The 23945-nt window shown below is 60.4% G+C and carries 19 protein-coding genes; 10 read left to right on the top strand and 9 right to left on the bottom strand.

The features are described from left to right. Positions 1 to 211 precede the first annotated feature (211 nt). Positions 212 to 1750 (top strand): glycerol-3-phosphate dehydrogenase, encoded by a 1539-nt coding sequence (gene glpD, locus C4J83_RS05845; protein WP_106577275.1) that lies wholly within the window; start codon positions 212 to 214, stop codon positions 1748 to 1750. Positions 1751 to 1797: 47 nt separating this feature from the next. On the opposite strand, the gene C4J83_RS05840 is transcribed toward glpD, so the two are convergent. Then, positions 1798 to 2523, bottom strand: a complete 726-nt coding sequence (locus C4J83_RS05840) for a tetratricopeptide repeat protein (RefSeq protein WP_124416539.1) — start codon at positions 2521 to 2523, stop codon at positions 1798 to 1800. Between the two features lie 121 nt (positions 2524 to 2644). Here C4J83_RS05840 and C4J83_RS05835 point away from each other — a divergent pair, with 121 nt between their 5' ends. The 8 genes from C4J83_RS05835 (at position 2645) to C4J83_RS05795 (ending at position 13282) form a co-directional block, all read left to right on the top strand. Beyond that, the gene (locus C4J83_RS05835; RefSeq protein WP_119738603.1) at positions 2645 to 4966 is read left to right on the top strand and encodes a TonB-dependent receptor; all 2322 of its coding nucleotides are present in this window, start codon (positions 2645 to 2647) and stop codon (positions 4964 to 4966) included. 1272 nt (positions 4967 to 6238) lie between these two features. Beyond that, positions 6239 to 7165, top strand: coding sequence for a glutamate/aspartate ABC transporter substrate-binding protein (locus tag C4J83_RS05825; protein ID WP_106579409.1), 927 nt, complete (start codon positions 6239 to 6241; stop codon positions 7163 to 7165). 194 nt (positions 7166 to 7359) lie between these two features. After that, positions 7360 to 8106: an amino acid ABC transporter permease gene (locus tag C4J83_RS05820; protein WP_003208731.1), complete on the top strand. Its 747-nt coding sequence runs from the start codon at positions 7360 to 7362 to the stop codon at positions 8104 to 8106. Beyond that, positions 8106 to 8777: an amino acid ABC transporter permease gene (locus C4J83_RS05815; RefSeq protein ID WP_106579410.1), complete on the top strand. Its 672-nt coding sequence runs from the start codon at positions 8106 to 8108 to the stop codon at positions 8775 to 8777. The genes C4J83_RS05820 and C4J83_RS05815 overlap by 1 nt, the downstream gene beginning before the upstream one ends. Then, positions 8774 to 9508 (top strand): amino acid ABC transporter ATP-binding protein, encoded by a 735-nt coding sequence (locus tag C4J83_RS05810; RefSeq protein WP_012722475.1) that lies wholly within the window; start codon positions 8774 to 8776, stop codon positions 9506 to 9508. Before C4J83_RS05815 ends, C4J83_RS05810 begins: the two co-directional genes overlap by 4 nt. A gap of 188 nt (positions 9509 to 9696) precedes the next feature. Next, a complete protein-coding gene (gene aauS, locus C4J83_RS05805) occupies positions 9697 to 11598 on the top strand; it encodes a two-component sensor histidine kinase AauS (RefSeq protein WP_124416537.1) in 1902 nt (633 codons plus the stop codon). A gap of 65 nt (positions 11599 to 11663) precedes the next feature. Continuing rightward, positions 11664 to 12944, top strand: a complete 1281-nt coding sequence (gene aauR / locus C4J83_RS05800; protein ID WP_237266767.1) for a two-component response regulator AauR — start codon at positions 11664 to 11666, stop codon at positions 12942 to 12944. Further along, the gene (locus tag C4J83_RS05795; RefSeq protein ID WP_106579413.1) at positions 12944 to 13282 is read left to right on the top strand and encodes a GlpM family protein; all 339 of its coding nucleotides are present in this window, start codon (positions 12944 to 12946) and stop codon (positions 13280 to 13282) included. Before aauR ends, C4J83_RS05795 begins: the two co-directional genes overlap by 1 nt. A 166-nt stretch (positions 13283 to 13448) precedes the next feature. On the opposite strand, the gene C4J83_RS05785 is transcribed toward C4J83_RS05795, so the two are convergent. From C4J83_RS05785 to C4J83_RS05760, 6 genes are all read right to left on the bottom strand, one after another. After that, a complete protein-coding gene (locus tag C4J83_RS05785; RefSeq protein WP_106579414.1) occupies positions 13449 to 14846 on the bottom strand; it encodes a sigma-54-dependent transcriptional regulator in 1398 nt (465 codons plus the stop codon). Continuing rightward, a complete protein-coding gene (locus C4J83_RS05780; RefSeq protein WP_106579415.1) occupies positions 14836 to 16614 on the bottom strand; it encodes a sensor histidine kinase in 1779 nt (592 codons plus the stop codon). The genes C4J83_RS05785 and C4J83_RS05780 overlap by 11 nt, the downstream gene beginning before the upstream one ends. Next, positions 16614 to 17738 (bottom strand): GNAT family N-acetyltransferase, encoded by a 1125-nt coding sequence (locus C4J83_RS05775; protein ID WP_119738596.1) that lies wholly within the window; start codon positions 17736 to 17738, stop codon positions 16614 to 16616. The genes C4J83_RS05780 and C4J83_RS05775 overlap by 1 nt, the downstream gene beginning before the upstream one ends. 84 nt (positions 17739 to 17822) lie before the next feature. Further along, the gene (locus tag C4J83_RS05770) at positions 17823 to 18743 is read right to left on the bottom strand and encodes an alpha/beta hydrolase (RefSeq protein ID WP_124416535.1); all 921 of its coding nucleotides are present in this window, start codon (positions 18741 to 18743) and stop codon (positions 17823 to 17825) included. Beyond that, positions 18740 to 20134, bottom strand: coding sequence for an aspartate aminotransferase family protein (locus C4J83_RS05765; protein ID WP_106579418.1), 1395 nt, complete (start codon positions 20132 to 20134; stop codon positions 18740 to 18742). Before C4J83_RS05765 ends, C4J83_RS05770 begins: the two co-directional genes overlap by 4 nt. Continuing rightward, entirely contained in the window at positions 20127 to 20825 is a 699-nt protein-coding gene (locus tag C4J83_RS05760; protein WP_119738594.1) for an MtnX-like HAD-IB family phosphatase, read from the bottom strand. Before C4J83_RS05760 ends, C4J83_RS05765 begins: the two co-directional genes overlap by 8 nt. Positions 20826 to 21066: 241 nt before the next feature. Here C4J83_RS05760 and C4J83_RS05755 point away from each other — a divergent pair, with 241 nt between their 5' ends. Then, positions 21067 to 21837: a MipA/OmpV family protein gene (locus C4J83_RS05755; RefSeq protein WP_124416534.1), complete on the top strand. Its 771-nt coding sequence runs from the start codon at positions 21067 to 21069 to the stop codon at positions 21835 to 21837. A gap of 246 nt (positions 21838 to 22083) precedes the next feature. On the opposite strand, the gene C4J83_RS05750 is transcribed toward C4J83_RS05755, so the two are convergent. Continuing rightward, a complete protein-coding gene (locus C4J83_RS05750; protein ID WP_106579421.1) occupies positions 22084 to 22737 on the bottom strand; it encodes a DsbA family oxidoreductase in 654 nt (217 codons plus the stop codon). A gap of 55 nt (positions 22738 to 22792) precedes the next feature. Next, positions 22793 to 23812, bottom strand: coding sequence for an alpha/beta fold hydrolase (locus tag C4J83_RS05745; RefSeq protein ID WP_106579422.1), 1020 nt, complete (start codon positions 23810 to 23812; stop codon positions 22793 to 22795). Positions 23813 to 23945 lie beyond the last annotated feature (133 nt).

Here is a 23945-nt window from a genome sequence, read left to right as displayed (position 1 = left end):
CCACACTGGAATGCGATCAATCTGTGGGAGGGGGCTTGCCCCCGATGGCGATCTATCTGCCACCCTCATGTTCACAAATTTTCCCTTTGCCCCCCTTCGATGAGTTTTTTCAATCGAAGTTGGCTGGCTGTGCGCGCGTTTATCAGCTACCATTTTCGCAAATGAACATTAATGTTCGAATTCCAAGACGAAAAGATCGCGAGGCTAGCCGATGAACCCTTCCACCTTGCCTGCTCCACCGCTTGCCGAAGTCTATGACGTTGCCGTAATTGGTGGCGGGATCAATGGCGTCGGCATCGCAGCAGACGCAGCCGGTCGCGGTTTGTCGGTATTCCTTTGCGAAAAGGACGACTTGGCCAGCCACACGTCCTCGGCCAGCAGCAAGCTGATCCACGGTGGCCTGCGTTACCTCGAACATTACGAATTCCGCCTGGTGCGCGAAGCCCTGGCCGAACGTGAAGTGCTGCTGGCCAAGGCCCCGCATATCGTCAAGCAAATGCGTTTTGTGTTGCCACACCGCCCGCACCTGCGCCCGGCGTGGATGATTCGTGCTGGCCTGTTCCTGTATGACCACTTGGGCAAGCGTGAAAAACTCGCCGGTTCCAAGAGCCTCAAGTTCGGCCCTGACAGCCCGCTGAAAAGCGAAATCACCAAAGGCTTCGAATACTCCGACTGCTGGGTCGATGACGCCCGCCTGGTGGTGTTGAACGCCATGGCCGCTCGCGAAAAAGGCGCGCATATCCACACCCAGACCCGTTGCATCAGCGCGCACCGCAACAACGGCATGTGGGAAATGAACATGGAGCGCGCCGATGGCAGCCTGTTCTCGATCCGCGCCCGCGCCCTCGTGAACGCCGCCGGCCCATGGGTCGCCAAGTTCATCAAGGAAGACCTGAAGCTGGATTCGCCTTACGGCATCCGCTTGATCCAGGGCAGCCACCTGATCGTGCCGAAACTGTATGAGGGTGCCCACGCACACATCCTGCAGAACGAAGACCAGCGCATTGTCTTCACCATTCCGTACCTGAACCACCTGACCATCATCGGCACCACCGACCGCGAATACACAGGCGACCCGGCGAAAGTAGCGATTACCGAAGGTGAAACCGACTACATGCTTAAAGTGGTGAATGCCCACTTCAAGAAGCAGTTGAGCCGCGACGACATCGTCCACACTTACTCCGGCGTGCGCCCGTTGTGCAACGACGAGTCGGATAACCCGTCGGCCATTACCCGCGATTACACCTTGTCGCTGTCTGGCGGCACTGGCGAGGCGCCAATCCTGTCGGTGTTCGGCGGCAAGCTGACCACCTACCGCAAACTCGCCGAGTCGGCGATGGCGCAGCTGGCGCCGTTCTTCACCCAGATGCGTCCAAGCTGGACGGCCACGGCCAGCCTGCCGGGCGGCGAGAACATGACCACGCCAGAAGCGCTGGCCGAGGCAATTCGCGCCAAGTTCAACTGGGTTCCGGCCGAGATCGCGCGTCGTTGGTCCACCACCTACGGCAGCCGCACCTGGCGCTTGCTCGAAGGTGTGCAGTCGCTGGCTGACCTGGGCGATCACCTGGGTGGCGGCCTGTACACCCGCGAAGTCGATTACCTGTGCGCCGAAGAATGGGCAACGCAACCGCAGGACGTGTTGTGGCGCCGTACCAAACTTGGGCTGTTCACCACCCCAGAGGAACAGGCCAACGTGCAGCGTTACCTGTCCAAGGTCGAGCAGAACCGCGCGAAGATCGAAGCGGCCTGATCAAGCCGTCGTGAAAAGCCCCTGTGCCGAAAGGCCAGGGGCTTTTTTTATGCCTGCAGCGCCTGGCGCTGATACCGCAGGCCCATGTCACGAATGCCGCTGAGGGCGGAGCCCAGCAACACCGGATAAGCCGCCTGCAAAAACCCGGGTGTTGCCGTCGCCAGTGCGCGCTCCAGCCACAGGCAGGCCTGCGACTCATCGCCGGTTTCGGCCAGCTCGGCAGCGTGGTTGTATTGCCCGCGAAAATCGCCCGCCTCGGCTGAGCGCTGATACCACTGCCGCGCCAGTTGCACATCCTTGGACACCACGACGCCTTCATGGTGGAACCGCCCCAGCAGGTTCATCGATTTGGCATGCCCTTTGGCCGCCGCCTGCTCGAACAACTCATACGCGGCGACAAGGTCGCGCTCGACACCGCGACCGCGCGTCAGCAACTGGCCGTAGTTATACAGCCCCCAATCCAGCCCAAGGTCGCCCGCTTTGCGGTAATGCTCGGCGGCGTCCGGCAGGTCGATTTCGCAGCCCCAGCCGTTTTCAAGGCAGCGCCCGATCATGTTGATGGCCATCGGGTGGTCCTGACGTGCGCTGATGCGAAACCAGCTCAGCGCCAACGCTTCGTCCTTTTGTATGCCCCGACCCTCCAGCAACAACTGACCCAAGGTCGCCTGCGCATCGGCATCACCCAATTGCGCAGCGTGCATCACCCATCGCGCATACGCGCGCGGGTTATCACCGATTTCACCCGATTCATTGCCTGGCCGCGCGCTCTGCATGCTCGTCTGCACTCTCTCAAGCTGACAAAAATTTCATGAATCATCCTGTTACAAACTATTACATTTGAGATCGTTTATCAATTACGATCACCTCTCAATTCCAACAACACGAGACTATTCAATGGCTACCGGGATCAGTTCTGCCCCTCATTCATCGCGGCATTTGCTCGCATCGGCGGTGGGTTTGGCAGTGGCTGCGCAAGGAGGATTCAGCTATGCAGCGGAGACTGCAGATGACGGCACAGGGGTAATTCAGCTCGGCGCGACCAGTATCGAAGGTCAGGCCCCAAGCCAGAGCGTTTACAACCCCGTAGCGCCTTCCTCCCCCAAGTACACCGAGGCGCTGCGTGATACACCGCAGACGATTACCGTGGTGCCCAAGGAAGTCATTCACGATCAAAACCTGCTGACCCTGCGCGACGTGCTCAGCACCGTGCCAGGCATTACCTTCGGCGCCGGCGAAGGCGGCAGCGGTTACGGCGACAGCATCAACCTGCGCGGTTTCTCGGCCAGCGGCGACATCTACGTCGACGGCGTGCGCGACAGCGCGCAGTACAGCCGCACCGACCCGTTCAACCTGGAACAGGTCGAAGTCGTCAGCGGCGCAAGTTCGGTGTACTCAGGTTCCGGCGCGGTCGGCGGCACCATCAACCTGGTGTCCAAGCAGCCGGAATTACGCGACAAAACCACGATCAGCGCCGGCATCGGCACCGATAACTACAAGCGCACCACGCTGGATACCAATCAGCAACTCAACGACACCACAGCGTTCCGGCTCAACCTGATGGCGCATGGTAACGATGTGCCGGGCCGCGATTATGAAGATTACTCGCGCTGGGGCATTGCACCCTCTATCGCCTTTGGCCTGGGCACGCCGACCCGCGTTACCGTCAGTTATGAACACCAGAAAGATGACAACACGCCGCAGTACGGCATCCCCATCTACAACGGCAAGCCAATGCCGGGTGTGGGTTGGAGCGACTATTACGGTTACCACAACATCAATGACCAGCAAATCACCTCGGACGCGTTCAGCCTGAAACTCGAACACGACTTCAACGACGCCGTGTCAGTGCGCAACTTCACCCGCGTCGAGCGCGTGCGCCAGGACCTGCGCGCCTCCGGCCCCGAAGGTGCCCAGGCCGGCTGCCTGGCCAGCGGCACCCAGATAACGGGCGCGCCCTGCGCCACCGGCCTCAAGCCTGGCTATTTCCAGCCAAGCGGCGGTTCGCTGGGCAACGAGCGCAACACCCAGAACAAAATGTTCACCAACCAGACTGACGTAACCAGTCACTTCAGCACGGGCTTTATCGACCACACACTGGTGACCGGCATCGCCATCAGCCGCGAGGAATACGAGGCGGATACCGGAAAATGGCTGACCAACAGCAACGGCAGCACGATCGTTCCACCGCCGGTCAGCTTCAGCGACCCCAACTCGGACTGGACCGGCCCCGTCAACTTCACCCGCGCAGCCCACGTTGACGGTGCGCTGAACAACCGCGCCGCCTACGCCTTCGACACGCTCAAACTTAATCCGCAATGGGAAATCAACGGCGGTTTGCGTTACGAGCACAATGCCGGCAGTTCGGTCACCAATGCCTACTCCAGCACCGGCGTGGAAACGCCCGGCGTTCGCTACGGCCAAGCGGATGACCTGACGTCCTATCGCCTGGCGCTGGTGTACAAACCGGTGGAAAACGGCAGTTTCTATATCGCCTACGGCAACAGCAAGACGCCGTCGCAAGCCAGCGTCAATGGTGGCTGCTTCACCCCGGCGAAAACGTCCAGCGCGCCCACCAACAACTGCAACGTTGCCCCGGAAACCGCCGTCAGCTATGAGATCGGCACCAAATGGGACTTCCTCGACAATGCCTTGTCGGTCACCGGCGCGATCTTTCGCAATGACCGCACCAACTACAAAGTCGCCGATCCCGACCCGACCAACCTGAGCGGCACGCAATCGCTCGACGGCAAAGCACGCGCAGACGGCGTGGCACTCGGCCTGAGCGGTGCGATCACGGATAAGTGGAAGGTCTTTGCCAACTACACCTACCTGGATACCCGCGTGTTGCGCAGCGCCAGCGACTTCACCCTGGCCACCACCGGCTTCGACGCGCAGAAAGGCGAGCCGCTGCCGTTTACGCCGAAACATGCGGCCAGCCTTTGGACGGTGTACGACCTGCCCTACGACTTTCAGGTGGGCTACGGCATCACGGCGCAATCCAAGCAGTACCTGGTCAGCGCCGCCGGGGCACCGACTGCGCCGGGCTACGCCGTGCAGCGCGCGATGCTCGGCTACAAGGTCAACAAACAGTTGAACCTGCAGTTGAACGTTAACAATCTGTTCGACAAGGAATACCTGACGCGCATCCGTAACAACGGTTGGGCGGTGCCGGGTGATGGGCGTGCGGCGGTTGTTTCGGCTGACTATACGTTCTGATTGTGGGGGGTGTTTTGGGGGGCATATCCGTTGGTTGGGTGATGGCGGGTATGGGTTCCGCCCTTACGGCGGGTCACTTTGGAAAAGCCCCAAAGTAACCAAAGGGCTCTTGCCCCACCACTCGGCACCTCGCCTGGGCTCGGTGTGCCCTCACTCCGGTACTACGGAGCGGGCCGCCGCGACGGGGCGTCCCTGCCCCGTCGCGGCTAAACCGGCGTCCTGCCGGTTTACCCGCTCCGTACTACCTGCGTTCGGCCAGCGTGGTTTAACGGGGCGCCTAAGATCAAGATCAAGATCAAGATCTACAGCACGGCGGCCTAGTAGCCGACCTGAGTGGTAGAAGCAAAAGCAAAGCCGAGGCGGCCTGACAGCCGACCTGATTCTCGAAGCTGTACTCAATCAAATGTGGGAGCTGGCTTGCCTGCGATGGCATCGACTGGGTGTTACTGATACACCGAGTTGCCTGCATCGCAGGCAAGCCAGTTCCCACAGAAAAGCCAAGCAGTGCGGTGGTGGCGGTCTGTACTCGGTCAAACTGTGGGAGCGGGCTTGCTCGCGAAGGCGGTGGGTCAGTCAACTCATGTGTAGCTGAAACACCGCATTCGCGAGCAAGCCCGCTCCCACCTTTGGATCTCTGTGCATCAGACAGAGATGTGTTGCTGTGCTTTTGATCCGCTTTTGCTTCAACCACTCAGGTCGGCTACTAGGCCGCCGTGCTCTGCTTTTGATCTTGCTCTTGATCTAACAGGCCCCGTCAACCACGCTGGCCGAACGCAGGCTTGAATTCGTGGGTAACCCGGCAGGACGCCGGGTTAGCCGCGTTGGGCCATGGATGGCCCGTCGCGGCGGCCCACGGATTCAAGCCGGAGTGAGGGCACACCGAGCCTGGGCGAGGTGCCGAGTGGTGGGGCAAAGACCTTTTGGTTACTTTTGGGGCGTTTGCCAAAAGTGACCCGCTGTAAGAGCGGAACCCTAAGCCGCCGTGACCGCAGCAACGGATATACACCCCCCACCGCAGCCATTCGGTTTTCCGAACACCACACCCCAAACCATTCGGTTTGCCGGACCAAACCGCCAAACCCCTCCCGTCATACAAACTTAATACCCATATAAATCAACCAGATAACCTTTTATCCCTGGTATGGCACGACTCATGCTCTACACTCCCTGACGATTGCCTGCGACGCTTCAGGAGCCGTCACGGGCATTCGCTGTACAAAAGAGAGCCGTCTAGCCGGCTTCATAAAAAAAACAAATGTCGAGGAAGTATTGATGCGCATCGTTCCCCATATCCTGGGCGCAGCTATCGCTGCTGCTCTGATCAGCACTCCAGTTTTCGCCGCCGAACTCACCGGCACACTGAAGAAAATCAACGACTCCGGCACCATCACTCTCGCTCACCGCGACAGCTCCATTCCGTTTTCCTACATCGCGGACGGCTCGGGCAAACCCGTGGGCTACTCCCACGACATTCAACTGGCCATCGTTGAAGCCCTGAAAAAAGACCTGAACAAACCCGATTTGAAGGTCAAGTACAACCTGGTCACCTCGCAAACCCGTATCCCGCTGATCCAGAACGGCACCGCGGATATCGAATGCGGCTCCACCACCAACAACGCCGAACGCGCTCAACAAGTTGATTTCACCGTCAACATGTTCGAAATCGGCACCCGCCTGCTGGTCAAGAAAGACAAGGATGGCAAGCCGTCCTACGCTGACTTTGCCGACCTGAAAGGCAAAAACGTCGTGACCACCGCTGGCACCACGTCCGAGCGCATCATCAAAGCGATGAACGCCGATAAGCAAATGAGCATGAACGTCATCTCCGCCAAAGACCACGGCGAATCCTTCCAGATGCTGGAAAGCGGCCGCGCCGTCGCCTTCATGATGGACGACGCCCTGCTCGCAGGCGAAGAAGCCAAGGCCAAGAAGCCGGACGACTGGGTCATCACCGGTACGCCACAGTCTTTCGAAGCCTATGCGTGCATGGTGCGTAAAGACGATCCAGCCTTCAAAAAAGCTGTCGATGACGCCATCGTCGGTCTGTACAAATCCGGCGAAATCAACAAGATCTACAGCAAGTGGTTCGAGAGCCCGATTCCTCCAAAAGGCCTGAACCTGAACTTCCCGATGAGCGACAAGGTTAAGGAGCTGATCGCTAACCCAAGCGACAAACCAGCCCCTGACGTAAAAATCTGATACCTGACTAAGCTTATCTCCTGAGGGAGCCAACCCTCCCTCAGGCGTCTGTTACTACCTGCTGGCTTTAATTTGGAACACTCGACCTGGCGGTTTTCGAGCCGATCGCGTGTGCCTGGCGTTCAACGTCGGGCGGGAAAGGATCTTCCCCAAGCGGGTGCTTGTACATCGATCGATCTCGAGGGGAGACCCTAATGAATTACAACTGGGACTGGGGCGTGTTCTTCAAGTCCACTGGCGTGGGCAGCGAGACTTATCTCGACTGGTACATCGCCGGCTTGGGCTGGACCATCGCCATCGCTGTCGTGGCATGGATTATCGCCTTGTTGCTGGGGTCCATTCTGGGCGTCATGCGCACCGTGCCAAACCGCATCGTATCGGGCATCGCGACCTGCTACGTGGAACTGTTTCGTAACGTGCCGCTGCTGGTTCAGCTGTTTATCTGGTACTTCCTGATACCCGATCTGCTGCCGCAAAACCTGCAGGACTGGTACAAACAAGACCTCAACCCGACCACCTCGGCCTACTTGAGCGTCGTCGTGTGCCTGGGCCTGTTCACCGCCGCCCGTGTGTGTGAACAAGTGCGTACCGGCATCCAGGCGCTGCCACGCGGCCAGGAATCTGCCGCACGCGCCATGGGCTTCAAGCTGCCGCAGATCTACTGGAACGTGCTGCTGCCTCAGGCTTACCGCATCATCATTCCGCCGCTTACCTCGGAATTCCTCAACGTGTTCAAGAACTCCTCCGTGGCGTCCTTGATCGGCTTGATGGAACTGCTGGCGCAAACCAAACAGACTGCCGAGTTCTCGGCCAACCTGTTTGAAGCCTTCACCCTGGCCACGCTGATCTACTTCACCCTGAACATGAGCCTGATGCTGCTGATGCGCGTGGTCGAGAAGAAAGTCGCGGTGCCCGGCCTGATCTCCGTGGGGGGTAAATAATGGACTTCGATTTCAGCGGCATCATCCCCGCCATTCCTGGCCTGTGGAACGGCATGGTCATGACCTTGCAGTTGATGGTCATGGGTGTGATCGGCGGTATCGCGCTGGGTACGATGCTGGCGCTGATGCGCCTGTCGTCCAGCAAACTGCTGTCGCGTCTGGCCGGCGCCTACGTGAACTACTTCCGCTCGATCCCGCTGCTGTTGGTGATCACCTGGTTCTACCTGGCGGTGCCGTTCGTGTTGCGCTGGATCACCGGCGAAGACACCCCGATTGGTGCGTTCACCTCCTGCGTCGTGGCCTTCATGATGTTCGAAGCCGCGTACTTCTGTGAAATCGTGCGGGCCGGCGTACAGTCGATCCCCAAGGGCCAGATGGCCGCCGCACAGGCGATGGGCATGACCTATGGCCAGACCATGCGTCTGATCATCCTGCCCCAGGCGTTCCGGAAGATGACCCCGTTGCTGCTGCAACAGTCGATCATCCTGTTCCAGGACACCTCGCTGGTTTACACCGTGGGCCTGGTGGACTTCCTCAACTCCGCCCGCTCCAACGGCGACATCATTGGCCGCTCCAATGAGTTCCTGATCTTCGCCGGTGTCGTCTACTTCATCATCAGCTTTTCCGCCTCGCTGCTGGTCAAGCGTCTGCAAAAAAGGTTTGCCGTATGATCTCTATCAAGAACATCAACAAGTGGTATGGCGACTTCCAGGTGCTGACCGATTGCAGCACCGAGGTTAAAAAAGGCGAAGTGATCGTGGTGTGCGGGCCGTCCGGCTCGGGTAAATCCACCCTGATCAAGTGCGTCAACGCACTGGAACCGTTCCAGAAAGGCGACGTGGTGGTGGACGGCACGTCTATCGCCGACCCGAAGACCAACCTGCCGCAACTGCGCTCGCGCGTGGGCATGGTGTTCCAGCACTTCGAACTGTTCCCGCACCTGACCATCACCGAAAACCTGACCATCGCGCAGATCAAGGTGCTTGGCCGCAGCAAGGAAGAAGCCACCAAAAAGGGCCTGCAACTGCTTGAGCGCGTCGGCCTTTCGGCACACGCGCACAAGCACCCGGGCCAGCTTTCCGGCGGCCAGCAACAACGGGTGGCGATTGCCCGCGCCCTGGCCATGGACCCGATCGTCATGTTGTTCGACGAACCGACCTCGGCGCTCGACCCTGAGATGGTCAACGAAGTGCTCGACGTGATGGTGCAACTGGCCCACGAAGGCATGACCATGATGTGCGTAACCCACGAAATGGGGTTTGCGCGCAAAGTGGCCGACCGTGTGATCTTCATGGACGCCGGCAAGATCATCGAAGACTGCCCGAAGGAGGAGTTCTTCGGCGACATCAGCGCCCGCTCCGAACGCGCGCAGCACTTCCTTGAGAAAATCCTGCAGCACTAAGCCCTACAGAGCTTCCACTGCAAAAAACCGAGCCCATGTGACTGTGGGCTTGTGTGGGAGCGGGCTTGCTCGCGAAGGCAGAGTGTCAGTCGGTACATTTTTCATTGACCCACCGCATTCGCGAGCAAGCCCGCTCCCACACTGGACTGAGCAGGCCGACAAGCTCTGGTTGACCCAAGGCAACTGTGATGAAATGCGACCCCAACCAATTTCGCGCCGCACCGCCATCACTTGCCGTGAAACCTCGTCTGATTCGCCAACTGTTCCTGCCGCCGTTGATCATCGCCCTGATGATCGGCTTGGGTTATATCGGCTTCTGGGTCAGTGAGTACTATGGCATTCGCACCCTCAGCGACAACGGCGAACGCCAGTTGGAGCTGCACGCGCGCACCGTCGAAAGTGAACTGAGCAAATACACCTACCTGCCCAGTCTGCTGGAGCTCGAATCCAGCGTGTCCACGCTGCTGGCCGACCCGAACCAGGAAACCCGGCAGACAGTCAATGATTACCTCGAAGGCCTGAACCGACGCAGTCGCAGTCGGGCCATCTACGTGATGGACACCACCGGCCGTGTGCTGGCCACCAGTAACTGGCGCGATGCCGACAGCTACCAGGGTGAAGACCTGTCCTTTCGCGCCTATTTCCAGAATGCCGTGCGCGGCCAGCCGGGCCGCTTCTATGGCATCGGCAGCACCAACGGCGAGCCCGGCTACTACCTGGCCCACGGCCTGGAAGAACACGGCAAGATCATCGGCGTCGCCGTGGTCAAAGTGCGCCTCGAAGCCCTCGAAGAGCGCTGGCAGCGTGCGCGCCTCGAAGCGTTCGTGAGCGACGAGAACGGCATCATCATCCTCTCCAGTGACCCCGCACGCCGGCTCAAGGCGGTGCGCCCGCTGAGCGACGACACCAAAGAACGCCTGGCCCACAGCCTGCAATATTACTGGGCGACGCTTAACGAGCTGGAGCCGCTGGCCCGTGAGCGACTCAATGAGGGCACCGAAAAGCTGACCTTCCCGGCCAACAGCGAAGTGGTCAACGACGAGCACGAGGTCAGCTACCTCGCCCAAACCCGCCCGCTCAACGACACACCGTGGAATTTCACCCTGCTGACGCCACTCAATGACCTGCGCCGCGCGGCGATCAACCAGGGCATTCTGGTCGCTGTTGCATTCGGCCTGGTGGCGTTTTTGCTGATCGCCTGGAACGAGCGCCGCAAGGTGATCGCCACCCGCCTCGCCGCGCGGGAAGCCTTGCAGGAAGCCAACAGCCAGCTGGAGCGTCGGATTGCCGAACGCACCGCCGACCTGCGTGCCAGCAACGAACGGCTCAAGGGCCAGATTCGCGAACGGCGCCAGGCCGAAGAAACCTTGCGCCGCGCCCAGGACGAACTGGTGCAAGCGGGAAAACTCGCTGCCATCGGCCAGATGTCCACCAGCATCGCCCACGAGTTGAACCAGCCGCTGGCGGCACTGCGCACGCTGTCGGGCAACACGGTACGTTTCCTCGAACGTGGCGCCCTCGACACTGCCAGCGCCAACCTCAAGACCATCAACGAACTGATCGACCGCATGGGCCGCATCACCGCTAGCCTGCGCTCCTTTGCCCGGCGCGGCGATGACCAGGGCGAAGCCAACCTCGGTAAAGCCGTGGACGCCGCGTTCCAGGTGCTCGGCGCTCGTCTCGACGGCCTGCCGTTGACCGTGCACCGCGACTTCGCCAACGCTCAATTGCAAATCGACCAGACGCGCCTGGAGCAGATCCTGGTCAACCTGATCGGCAATGCCCTGGACGCGATGCAGGCGCAACCTGCGCCCGAACTGTGGTTGGATGGCCACGTGTTTGAGGGCAAGTACCGCCTGCACGTGCGCGACAACGGGCATGGTATCGACCCCGAAACGCGCAAGCATTTATTCGAACCGTTCTTCACCACCAAACCCGGCGAACAAGGCCTGGGCCTGGGCCTGACCCTTTCCGCCAGCCTCGCGGCGGCCACCGGCGGCAACCTTGCCGTGGAACACCCGGCCAGCGGTGGTACTGCCTTTGTCTTGTGCCTGCCGCTGGTGGGCACTCAAAAAGCTGAGTCGACATGAATACAGACACCACAGCCGCAAAAGACGAACTCACCGTTCTGATCGTCGAGGACGATCCCCATGTGCTGCTCGGCTGCCAACAGGCCCTGGCGCTGGAAGACATTCCCAGCGTGGGCGTGGGCAGTGCCGAAGAAGCCCTCAAGCGCATTGGCGAGAACTTTGCCGGCATCGTCATCAGCGACATTCGCCTGCCGGGCATCGACGGTCTGGAGCTGCTGACACGCCTCAAAGCGCTGGATAAAAGCCTGCCGGTGGTGCTGATCACCGGGCACGGCGATATTTCGATGGCCGTCGGGGCCATGCGCAATGGCGCCTACGACTTCATGGAAAAGCCCTTCTCCCCCGAACGCCTGGTCGACGTCGCGCGACGCGCCCTGGAGCAACGCGGGCTGGCGCGAGAAGTGTGGTCGCTGCGCCGCCAGCTGGCCGAACGTGATTCGCTGGAGGGCCGCATCATCGGCCGCTCGCCGGCGATGCAGAACCTGCGCGAACTGATCGCCAACGTCGCCGACACGTCGGCCAACGTGTTGATCGAAGGCGAGACCGGCACCGGCAAGGAACTGGTCGCGCGCTGCCTGCATGATTTCAGCCGGCGCCATTCCCATCAGTTCGTTGCCCTGAACTGCGGCGGCTTGCCGGAAAACCTGTTCGAAAGCGAGATTTTCGGCCACGAAGCCAACGCCTTTACCGGCGCCGGCAAGCGTCGCATCGGCAAGATCGAGCACGCCCACGAAGGCACGCTGTTTCTCGACGAAGTGGAAAGCATGCCGATCAACCTGCAGATAAAACTGCTGCGGGTGTTACAGGAACGCACCCTTGAACGGCTGGGCTCGAACCAGAGCGTGGCCGTGGATTGCCGGGTGATCGCCGCCACCAAATCCGACCTCGATGAGCTGAGCCGCGCCAGCCAATTTCGCAGCGACCTTTACTACCGCCTCAACGTGGTAACCCTGGAACTGCCGCCGTTGCGCGAACGTCGCGAAGACATCCTGCAGTTGTTCGAGCATTTCCTGCAGCAATCCTCCCTGCGCTTTGATCGCACCGCGCCTGAGCTGGACAACCAGACCGTATCGACACTGATGAGCCACGACTGGCCAGGCAACGTGCGCGAACTGCGCAACGTCGCCGAGCGCTTTGCCCTGGGCTTGCCCGCCTTCAAGAAAAGCGGCAACGGCAACAGTAACCACGGCCTGGCCTTCACCGAAGCGGTGGAAGCCTTCGAGCGCAACCTGCTCAACGATGCCCTGCAGCGCAGCGGCGGCAACCTGACCCAGGCCAGCTTGGAACTGGGAATGGCCAAGACCACCCTGTTCGACAAGGTCAAGAAATACGGGTTGAGCCACTGATGGATCTATTCTTGAAGGCCGCCATTGGCGCGGCGGTGGTGTTGGTCCTGGCGGCGTTGGCCAAGACCAAAAACTATTACATCGCGGGGCTGGTGCCGCTGTTCCCGACCTTTGCGTTGATTGCGCACTACATCGTCGGCAAGGGCCGCTCGGTGGAGGACCTGAAGACCACCATCGTGTTTGGGATGTGGTCGATCATTCCGTATTTTGTGTATTTGGCGACGCTGTATGTGATGGTCGACCGCCTGCGCCTGGAGGCGTCACTCGCCGTGGCGGCGGTGGCATGGTTAATGGCAGCGACGGTGTTGGTGAGCGTGTGGGTGCGCCTGCATAGCTGACAACCGCGGTCAAAAATGGGCAAGGGTGACCTGACACACCTCAATTAAAAATGTGGGAGCGGGTTTGCTCGCGAAGGCGGCGCGTCAGTCGATATATCCGCTGACTGAATCACCGCTTTCGCGAGCAAGCCCGCTCCCACATTCAGAGGTGCGAATCACCCGAATCTCAGCGGACGATCTTGTCGACCTGAATCCCCAGCTTTTTCAACCGATACCAGAAGCTCCTTTCTGAAATCCCGATTTTCGCCGCCGCGGCAGCCTGCACGCCGTTGCTCTCGTGCAACGCCGCCAGGATGTAGGTTTTCTCGACGTCCGCCAGCGCCGCGTCCAGGTCCGCAGGCACGCCAGGGTTGTCCCCAAGCAACGCCGTGACGCCGTCCTCTGCCGGTTTTGAAGCAAACAGGTAGGCCGGCAGGTCGATGTCTTCGATCACCGGTTTGGCGGCGACGATGGTTGCGCGCTCCACACAGTTTTGCAGCTCGCGGATATTCCCCGGCCAGCTGTACGCGGCCATGGCCTGCAAGGCCTCCGGGCTGAACCCGGTGATGCGTTTGCCGGCGGTGGCGCTCAGAGTCTGGGCGAAGTGCCGGGCCAGGGGCACGATGTCCTCGGCGCGTTCGCGCAGGGCCGGCAGCGGGATCGGGAACACATTCAGGCGGTAATACAGGTCTTCGCGAAACTCTTTATTGGCCACCGCGTCCAGCAGGTTTTTGTTGGTGGCGGCGATCACCCGCACATCCACCTTGCGCTCGCGCGGGTCGCCCACCGGCTCGATCACCCGCTCCTGCAACGCGCGCAGAATCTTGGCCTGCAACGCCAGAGGCATGTCGCCCACCTCATCCAGAAACAGCGTGCCCTTGTCAGCCTGCATGAAGCGCCCGACCCGATCCGCCACGGCGCCGGTAAAGGCGCCCTTGCGATGGCCAAACATTTCGCTTTCCAGCAAGCCTTCCGGAATCGCCGCGCAGTTGACCGCTACAAATGGCTTGTCGGCACGGCTGCCATGCTTGTGGATCGCGCGCGCGACCATTTCCTTGCCGGTGCCGCTTTCGCCAGTCAGCAGGATAGTGGCGTTGCTGTCACGCACCGAATCGATTGCATGCAGCACCTGGCGAAACGCCGGGCTGTCACCCACCAGGCTGTCAAACTGCGCATGGTGATCGAGTTCGGCGCGCAGCCGCGCGTTGTCGCGCATGATGTCGCGAAACTGCAAGGCCTTGGCTACGGTGATGTCCAGTTCGTCGATGTCGAACGGCTTGGCAATGTAGTCATAGGCGCCGTTGCGCATCGACTGCACGGCGTTTTTCACCGTGCTGTAGGCGGTCATCACGATCACCGGCAAGTCCGGAAAACGCACCTTGATCTCGGCCAGCAGCGCCGGGCCGTCCATGCCGGGCATGCGCCAGTCACTGATCACCAGGTCGATGTCTTCCTGTTCCAGCACCTTGAGCGCGTGCAGGCCGTTGCTTGCGGTAAATACCTGAATGCCGTTCTGGCTCAGGGCCGACGACAGCAAGTCGCAGAGCTTGGGCTCGTCGTCCACTACCAATACGTTATGCGTCATGACCATCCTCATCGTCGCCGTCGTCATCACCCTGGGCCGGAATGTACAGGCTGAAGGTGGCGCCGGCATCTTTCTCACTGGCACATTCAATGCTGCCGTCGTGACTTTCCATGATCGAATAGACTTTTGCCAGGCCCAGGCCCGTGCCCGAGGCCTTGGTGGTGACGAACGGTGTGAAGATCCGCTCGATCATATCCGCCGGGATGCCCTGGCCGGTGTCGGCGATGCTGATCACCGTGTTGCCGTCGACACTGCGAATGCCCAGGGTCAGACGCCCGCCTTCGGGCATCGCGTCGATGGCGTTGAGAATCAGGTTGAGGCACGCCTGCTTGAGTTGTTTGGCATCGGCATAGATCGTCGCACCGGGTGCCTGGTCGTCAATCTGCGCGTCAATGTTATGCGTGGACAGTTCCGGGCTGCAGAAACCGAGGATCTCTTCCACCAGCGCACGCGCCGGCTGCTGCACACGCAGCGGCGGGTTGGGTTTGGCGAAATCAAGGAATTCGGTGATCAGGTCGTTGATGCGGCTGACCTCGCTGATCACGTATTCCAGGTGGCGCTTGTCGGTTTCCGCCAGGTCGGCGCGACGGTGCAACAATTGGGTCGCGGTTTTGATGATGCCCAGCGGGTTGCGGATCTCGTGAGCCAGGCCCATGGCGACTTCGCCCAGGGCGTGCAGCCGATCGCGACGGCGCAACTGAGCTTCAAGGTGATGCAGTTCGCCCAGGCGCTCGGTCATGTGGTTGAAGGTGCTGCTCAACTGCGCCAGCTCATCGCCGCCAGTGACCAATACGCGGTGTTCGTAATGACCCGAGATCACCGCGTCCACGCCTTGGGACAAATCGCGCAGCGGTTTGGTCAGGCGCCGCGACACCAGCACCCCGGCGCCCAGGGACAACGCCGAGCTGAGCAGGAAAATCAGCACGAACAGGTTGCTCTGATTCACCAGCCCGACCAGGCTGGTATGGCGTAGCAGACCGCTGAAGATCACCCCTTGCAGGTCGCCGGCATCATTGAAGATTGGCCAATACAGACCGCTGTAGTTGTTGGTGAACTGCTCGCTCGGCTGCTTGGTGGCGCGCATGGCCGTTTCGACGTCCTTGGGAATGCGCGAGGGGTGATTTTCGAAACGCTGGGTCGAGAAGATTTCGTTAAAGCCCGACGGGTTGGCCAGGTACAGGCGCAGGTCGAGTGAATGCACATCGGCCACGCTGGTGAGGAAACTGCTGTCCAGGTACGTCGCCACCAACAGCAGGTAGTCGACGCCTTCCTGGGTGGTTTCGAAGGTCGAGACCACGAGGCCCGTACTCACGCCCGCCACCTGCACGGTTTGCAGCACCGCGTTGCTGGTCAGGTCGATCTGCTTGACCACATCGTCGGAGGCCGTGCTGAACACGACCTTGTGATCACTCACGCGAATCAGCGCGACCACGTCGATGTCCGTGGCGTCGGCAATGTCGGCGGTCAGCCGGTCGTGCTTGGCGGCCTGCTTGGTCGAAGGCGGGCTGGTGTAGCGCAGGAACAGCTTGGCCATGCGCGCGTTGTCATGAAGGATGTCGCCGATTTCGTCCTTGACGATCTTGGTCGACTCTTGCAGCCAGATACGCACGTTACTGTCGAAAATCTGCGACAGCGTGGTCGCCGCCAGCTCGGCGGCGATCATGGTGGGAATAACGCTGACCAGCCAGAACGCCAGCACCAGCTTGCGCTGGACGCTCCAGCGCGAAATGGCAAAGGGGCGGGCTTTCTGGCGGGTTTTGGTGATCATCAGGTTTCGCTTATCGCAGCAGCCATGGCAGGGTCGGAACGGTCCGGTCTCAGGTACATTTTCACGAGCTTGAGCAGGCTGTTGACCAGCCGGTTACGGTGACGGAAGAACATGCTGTTGCCTTGGAACTCGCACCCCAGGCGCAGCTTACTGGCATACCCTTCCTGACCGCACTCGTACACAGGGATTTTGTGCTGAATACAGTAGTCGACGTTGGTCAGCCAACTGCGAAAGTACAGGTTGTATTCGCGGCTGAATGCCATGTCGTGCCCAAAGAACTTGTCGATCAGGCGGTGCTGGTCCAGCAGGATCAGATTGAACGCCACCAGGTGCTCGTCCACCCAATAAAGAACACAGACCGCACGCCCTTCAAGCCGTTCGAGGATGCCGGTGAAGTAACGCGCCGGCAAACGTTCGAACTGCAGCTGCGAGCGCGCGAGCGTGGCCTCGTACAAGCGCATGACCTGCGGCAATACATCATCAATATTGCGCCGCCACTCCACGCGCGGGCCCGGCGCACGCAGTTTACGGCGCAGGTCCTTGCGCGTCGATTTGCACAACGAGCCAAGGTAGGCGTCTACCGAACCGTAGGGCACCGTCAGCAGACCGCTGGGCAAGCTCGGCATGCTCTGGAAACCTGCGCTGCGGCAACTGGTTGCCCAGTGCGGGTCGTCGGTCGGTACATCTTTGACCGCCACCAGGCCAATCCCGAAGGCATTGGCATCCTGTCGCGCGGCTTGCAGCAACTGCTTGAGCAACACTGGGCGCCGCGCCTGGGGTATGGCGCTTGCAATACCAGCGTCGCAACGCTCGGCTATCGGCGAGCCAATGGCATACAGCGGCAGCCGCAAAACACCCGGCCACAGTCGCTCCAGGCGTTCGGTAAAACGCTTGCCGGCACCCGACACCGTGGTGTCGAGGCGATAATGGGTGATGAACGCAGCGGCCACTGCCACCAGCGTTTCATCTTCGTAAACGGCCAGGTAACGCCATTTGAAGTCATCAATGGCCGCGTTTTCCACGGCGACGTAAAAATCCCAATCCTCCAGGGCACCGGGAAAACAGTCGTTCCAGGCACTGCGCTGGATGGCCCGGATAGTCGAGAAGGCTTGAGCGGTGATCACGGGTTTCCCTTTTTTTCTATTTCTTGTGGCGAGCGGGCTTGCTCCGCGGTGGGCGGAGCAGCCCCAAACCCAGGCACCTCGGTTCTAACTGGAAGCATGCAGTGTCAGTGATGGGGCGGCGGCGCCACCCACCGCGGGGCAAGCCCGCTCGCCACTGGCAGCGCGCGTGCGACTGACGCAGGCATGTTGCTCGACAAACTCGGCGCTCAACTCGATCACGCGTCGGTATTGCAGGTCGACGGTGATCATGTGGTAGCAGTTGTCCAACAGGATCTTGGTCACGGGGCCGCCCAAATGGCGCTCCACGTAATCGGCGTTCCAGCGGCTGGTGATGTCGTCCTCGATGGAGTGCAAAACCAGCGCCGGTACCTTGACCTCGGGCATGCGTTTCTTGACCACGGCGTTCATGCGGTGCAACTCGCGCACCGTAATGCCTTCCATGGTCAGCAAACCGGCTTCGCTGCTCTCCCCTTCCTTCATCTGACGCTCGACGATGGCCCGCAGGCGCTCGTTCTTGATGCCGTAAGGCGGCTTCTCTTCGAAGCGACAGATGTGTACGCCGAACGGAATCTTCATCAGCAGTGGCGTGAGAAACGCCAGCTTGTGAATACTCCAGCCGTCATATTTCAAGGTCGTGGAATACATCAACAGCCCGGCGACTTGCCCAGGGTGTTCGGCGGCCACGTACATCGACATCACCGCCCCCATGGACAAGCCACCGACAAATACCTGCTCGTGACGTTGCTTGACCTGCACGAAGGTATTGCGCACGCCTTCGTACCAGTCCAGCCAGCCGGTGGCTTGCAGGTCGCCGTTGTCGCCGCAATGCCCAGCCAGGGTGGGCACGTACACCGTGCAGTTACCCGCCTTGGCCAAGCCTTTGGCGACTTGACGCAATTCCGTCGGGGTGCCGGTCAGGCCGTGGATCAACAGGATCCCGACCGGACCTTCACCGAGAACGAAGCCGGCATCACCTTCACCGAGGTCGATCCCGGAAGTGCTCACCGTTTAGTCGCTCGCACCAGCAGTTGCTCGAGCAACTTCAAGCCCAGGTCGATTTCCGGGTAGCTGATTTCCAGCGACGGCGCCAGGGTGATCACGTTTTTGTAGTAGCCGCCCACGTCGAGGATCAAGCCGAGTTTCTGGCCATCGACGACCATGTCGCCCTTCATGCCTTCTTCAACCATGTAGTCCAGGGTCGCCTTGTCTGGCGTGAAGCCATCCGGGCCACAGATTTCGCAGCGCAGGGCCAGGCCCAGGCCATCGACGTCGCCGATGATCGGGAAACGTTTCTGCAGGTCCTGCAGGCCTTCCAGGAAGTATTTGCCCTTGGCCATGACCATCGCGCCGTAGTCGACTTCGCTGGTCATCTTGAACATTTCCAGGCCAACCGCCGTCCCCAGCGGGTTGGAGGCGAAGGTGGAGTGCGTCGAACCTGGTGGGAAGATCTTCGGGTTGATCAACTCTTCACGCGCCCAGATGCCGCCCAGCGGGTTCAGGCCGTTGGTCAGTGCCTTGCCGAAGACGATCACGTCCGGCTGCACGTCGAAGTGCTCGATCGACCACAGCTTGCCGGTACGGTAGAAGCCCATCTGGATTTCGTCGGACACCATGAGGATGCCGTGCTGGTCCAGTACATGCTTGAGTTCGCGGTAGAAGTTCATCGGCGGGATCACGTAGCCGCCGGTGCCCTGGATCGGCTCGACGTAAAACGCTGCGTATTCGCTCTGGCCGACTTTCGGGTCCCACACGCCGTTGTATTCGGTCTCGAACAGGCGGGCGAATTGCTGCACGCAGTGGCTGCCGTATTCTTCCTTGGTCATGCCTTTGGGGCCACGGAAGTGGTACGGGAACGGGATGAACTGCGCGCGCTCGCCGAAGTGGCCGTAGCGGCGACGGTAGCGGTAGCTGGAAGTGATCGACGACGCGCCGAGGGTACGGCCGTGGTAGCCGCCTTCGAAGGCGAACATCAGGCTTTTGCCGTTGGTGGCGTTACGCACAACCTTCAGAGAGTCTTCGATGGACTGCGAACCGCCGACGTTGAAATGCACGCGACCGTCGAGGCCGAATTTCTTCTTGGCATCGACCGCGATCATTTCCGACAGCTCGATCTTGCCTTTGTGCAGGTACTGGCTGGCGATTTGCGGCAGGGTGTCGATCTGCTGTTTCAGCGCGTTGTTCAGGCGCGGGTTGGCGTAGCCGAAGTTGACGGCCGAGTACCACATTTGCAGGTCGAGGTAGGCCTGGTCTTCGGTGTCCCACACGTAGGAGCCTTCGCAACGGCTGAAAATACGCGGCGGCTCGATGTAGTGAACAGTGTCGCCGTAGGAGCAGTACTTGGCTTCTTTATCCAGAAGGATCTGGTCTTCGGCAGTGGCGATACGGATATCAGACATGGTGGAAGAGTTCCTGGTTGTCAGCAGTAAAGGTGGTAGCGTTGGCCGCGATGCCCTGAGGCAGCTTGGCCAGCAATGCGCTCACTTCGGCGAAGGTGTCGAAGCGCGCGTGAGGAATATTGTTGGCCTGGCAATAGTCGGCCAGGCTGCCCTTGGCGAAGACGAAGTCGGCGGTGGAGGCCACGCACATGTCGGACTTGCCGTCGCCGATCACCAGCACGCGCTTGTTGCGCGGGGTGGATTTGCACTTGCAGTTGCCGGAAGCGGCACGGCAGGCATCGCTGGAATACGGGAAGTCGATGCGCCAGCTGTTCTGGTCGACCTGGCGCAGGCGGTTGGCGAGGATCGGCAGCAAGGTCACGTAGTTGCGCGACAGGATGCGCGCGATGCCTTGTTCGATGCCGTCGCTGACCACTTCGATGGTCGCGCCCAGGCCCATGACGTGATCGACGAAGTCCGGAAAGTCCGGGTCGATCTCGACGCTGTCGAAGTACGCCAGCAGTTCAGCCGGGGTTGCTTTGATCAGCGCCAGTTGACGGCTCAGGCATTCGCGGGAACCGATATGCCCATCCAGCCATTCCTGTTCGATGGTTTCCCACTCGGGGCCGGCGAAGCGTTGGAGGACGTTGTCGATGACGTCGGTTGGGGTGATGGTCCCGTCGAAGTCACACACGATATGCCAGTGGATCATTGCCTTTCCTTGAGTTGGAGGGCTTGAAGAAAATCGCGCTCTTTGCGCTTGCAGGAGGGGTAGAGCAGGGATTGTGCCAACTGGCTAAAAGCCCGCAGGGCTGGGGTTTTGGCCGATAGCCCAGGTGTTTTGTGTCGCAGGAGCTACAATTTTTGTAGCTTGCTACAAACAAGATGAGTGCTTGCGTCAGGGACGCCCTTCGCGCGTGAATGCGCGCATGTTCAGATAAGGAAATGGCTCCATGTTCAAGGTTACTTCTGCTGTATTCGCCGGTTTGCTCGGGCTATGGGGCTTTTCCAGCACGGTATGGGCCGACGGCATTACCGGCGAAGTGGGCGCGGGTGTCAGCTATCAACCCCACGACCCTACCGGCAGCCGCTACGAAACCCGGCCGATTCCCTACTTCGATCTGGACTGGGGCAGTGTCAGCCTGGGCACCGACGACGGCCTGACCTGGAGCGTGCTGAACACCAACGGCATTACTGCCGGCCCTTACATCAATTACCTGTCGGGCCGCACGGCCAATGGCTCACTGCGCGGTTTGCGCGATGTGTCGGACATGGCGGAAGTCGGCGGTTTCATCCAATACGCTCCGGCCGAGTTCTGGCGCGTGTACGCGCAGGTTGGCCAGGCCGTGGGCGGCGGGCGTGATCAGAGTGGCGTGTTGGGCAAGCTCGGCGGTGAGTTGGGTTACCCGTTGGGTGGCGGCATCATCGGTAGCACCGGCCTGATGGCGCACTTTGCCGATGCGCGCCAGACGCAGACTTTTTTTGGTGTGGATGACAAGGAGTCGGCGGCTTCGGGCATTCGGGCCTATAACGCCAGCGCGGGTTTCCAGAACCTGACGCTGACCCAGAGTTTTGAATTTCCGCTGGATACGCATTGGTCGTTATTGACCAGCGCCAGTTGGACGCACCTGGTGGGGTCGGCGGCCAACAGCACGATCGTCAAGCAGACGGGTGATGTGAACCAGGGGCAGGTGCAGACGGCGATCAGTTACAAGTTTGAGTGATGGGTTGGTTCTGGGTGGCTGGCGGCCGTCCCGCCGCCTTCGCGAGCGAGCCCGCTCCCACACTTGAAGCTCAGTGCATCAGGTGTACTCGGTCAAATGTGGGAGCTGGCTTGCCTGCGATAGCATCGACTGGGTGCGCCTGATGTATCGAGGTGCCTGCATCGCAGGCAAGCCAGCTCACACAGAAAAACAGATCTGCTGTTGCTGCAATCACTCAGGATAGGTACACAAGGCCCCGAAGACCTATCAGCCCTTGGCCTCACTGATGATCTGACGAATCGCCCCAACAAAAGCCTCAGCCGGCTGCCCCCCACTGACCGCATACTGGTCGTTAAACACAATAGTTGGCACCGAAGTCACCCCTCGGGAAATCCACAGTTGCTCTTGCTCACGCACCTCTGCGGCGTATTCATCAGAGGCCAGAATCTGCGCAGCACGCGTGACATCCAACCCAACACTTTCAGCAATAATCGCCAAGGTCGCAGGGTCGGACGGGTCTTGCCCATCACTGAAATAAGCCTTGAACAGTGCTTCCTTCAGGTTGTACTGCAACCCTTCCAACCCAGCCCAATGCAGCAAGCGATGCGCATCAAACGTGTTGTAGATACGACTCTGCCCGTCAGTGCGAAACGCAAAGCCCAACGCCGCACCCAAGTCACGAATACGCGCACGGTTAGCCTGCGATTCCTCTGCCGTGGAGCCGTATTTTTCAGTGATGTGCTCAACGATGTTCTGCCCGATAGCCGGCATATTCGGGTTCAGCTCAAACGGCTGGAAATGAATCTCGGCCTGCACCTCAGCGCCCAGCTGGTCCAACGCCTCAGTCAGCCCACGCAGGCCGATAATGCACCAGGGGCAAGACACGTCGCTGACGAAATCGATTTTCAGGGGAGTACTCATGGTAGGCAACCTCGCTGGCATTGATGCGCCGTAAAAGTTGCACGATACACCAACTTCACAACACCTTCGAAGGCTGCCCCAAATCAATCTGCGCCCAGTGCGCGGCATCTTCGCGATGGGCTTGCAGGTACGGCAACACCGCCGCCAGCAACGGCGCCTTGAACGCCTCCTGAAAACGATGCGCCAGGCCGGGAATCAACTTCAACTGGCTGCCCTGGATATGCGCGGCCAAATGCACACCGTGCATCACCGGCAGCAACGGGTCGGCAGTGCCATGCACCACCAGCGTTGGCACACGCAATTGATTGAGCAGCGGCACACGACTGGGCTCGGCGAGGATCGCCATGATCTGGCGCTTGACCCCGTCCGGGTTGAAGGCGCGGTCGTAGGACAGCGCGGCCTGATGCAGCAATACCTGGCGATCGTCCTTCACATTCGGGCTGCCCAACGCCGCCAGCAAGTCGGCCTGTTGCTCCAGCGCCACTTCACGGTTGGGCGCGCTGCGCCGCGACAGCAACTGCACCAATGCAGCACTCGGCGCCGGCAAGCCTTCGGCGCCGGAGCTGGTCATGATCAACGTCAGGCTCTCGACCCGTTGCGGCGCCATGGCCGCCAGGTGCTGGGCGATCATGCCGCCCATGCTCGCACCCAGCACGTGGAATTGGCGGATCTGCAACGCGTCCATCAAGCCCAGGGCGTCGTCGGCCATGTCGGTCAGCGTGTAAGGCGCCGCCACCGGCAGGCCGAGTTTGTAGCGCAGCACTTCGAAGGTCAGGTTGGCACTGGCCGGTGCCTGGCGCCACGTGGACAGGCCGACGTCACGGTTGTCGTAGCGAATCACCCGAAACCCTTGTTCGCACAGCGCCACGACAACTTCGTCCGGCCAGTGGATCAACTGCCCGCCCAGGCCCATGACCAGCAGCAATGCAGGGTCGGACGCACGGCCGATGCTCTGGTAGGCAATGCTCACCTGAGCCAGGTCGACCGTTTGCGTCGGGACATTGACGTCACATCGAGAAGCCGCAAAAGACGGCAGGCCGAACAATAGAGCGGCCAGTAAACACAACACGCGCATGAAAAACACCGAAACACAGAACCCCAGTAGAGCGCGAGTCTGATGAAGTTTGTTCAAGCGCGCTGCCACAGTTGCGTGACAGTTTGATGAACGGCGCCCAGCGGTCATGATCGACACGCCTTGCAACATGAGA

The organism is Pseudomonas sp. LBUM920, assembly GCF_003852315.1.
In the GTDB taxonomy this organism is placed as follows: domain Bacteria; phylum Pseudomonadota; class Gammaproteobacteria; order Pseudomonadales; family Pseudomonadaceae; genus Aquipseudomonas.
The sequence above is the reverse complement of the archived record's forward strand: the minus strand, read 5'-3'. Positions and strand labels throughout refer to the sequence as shown.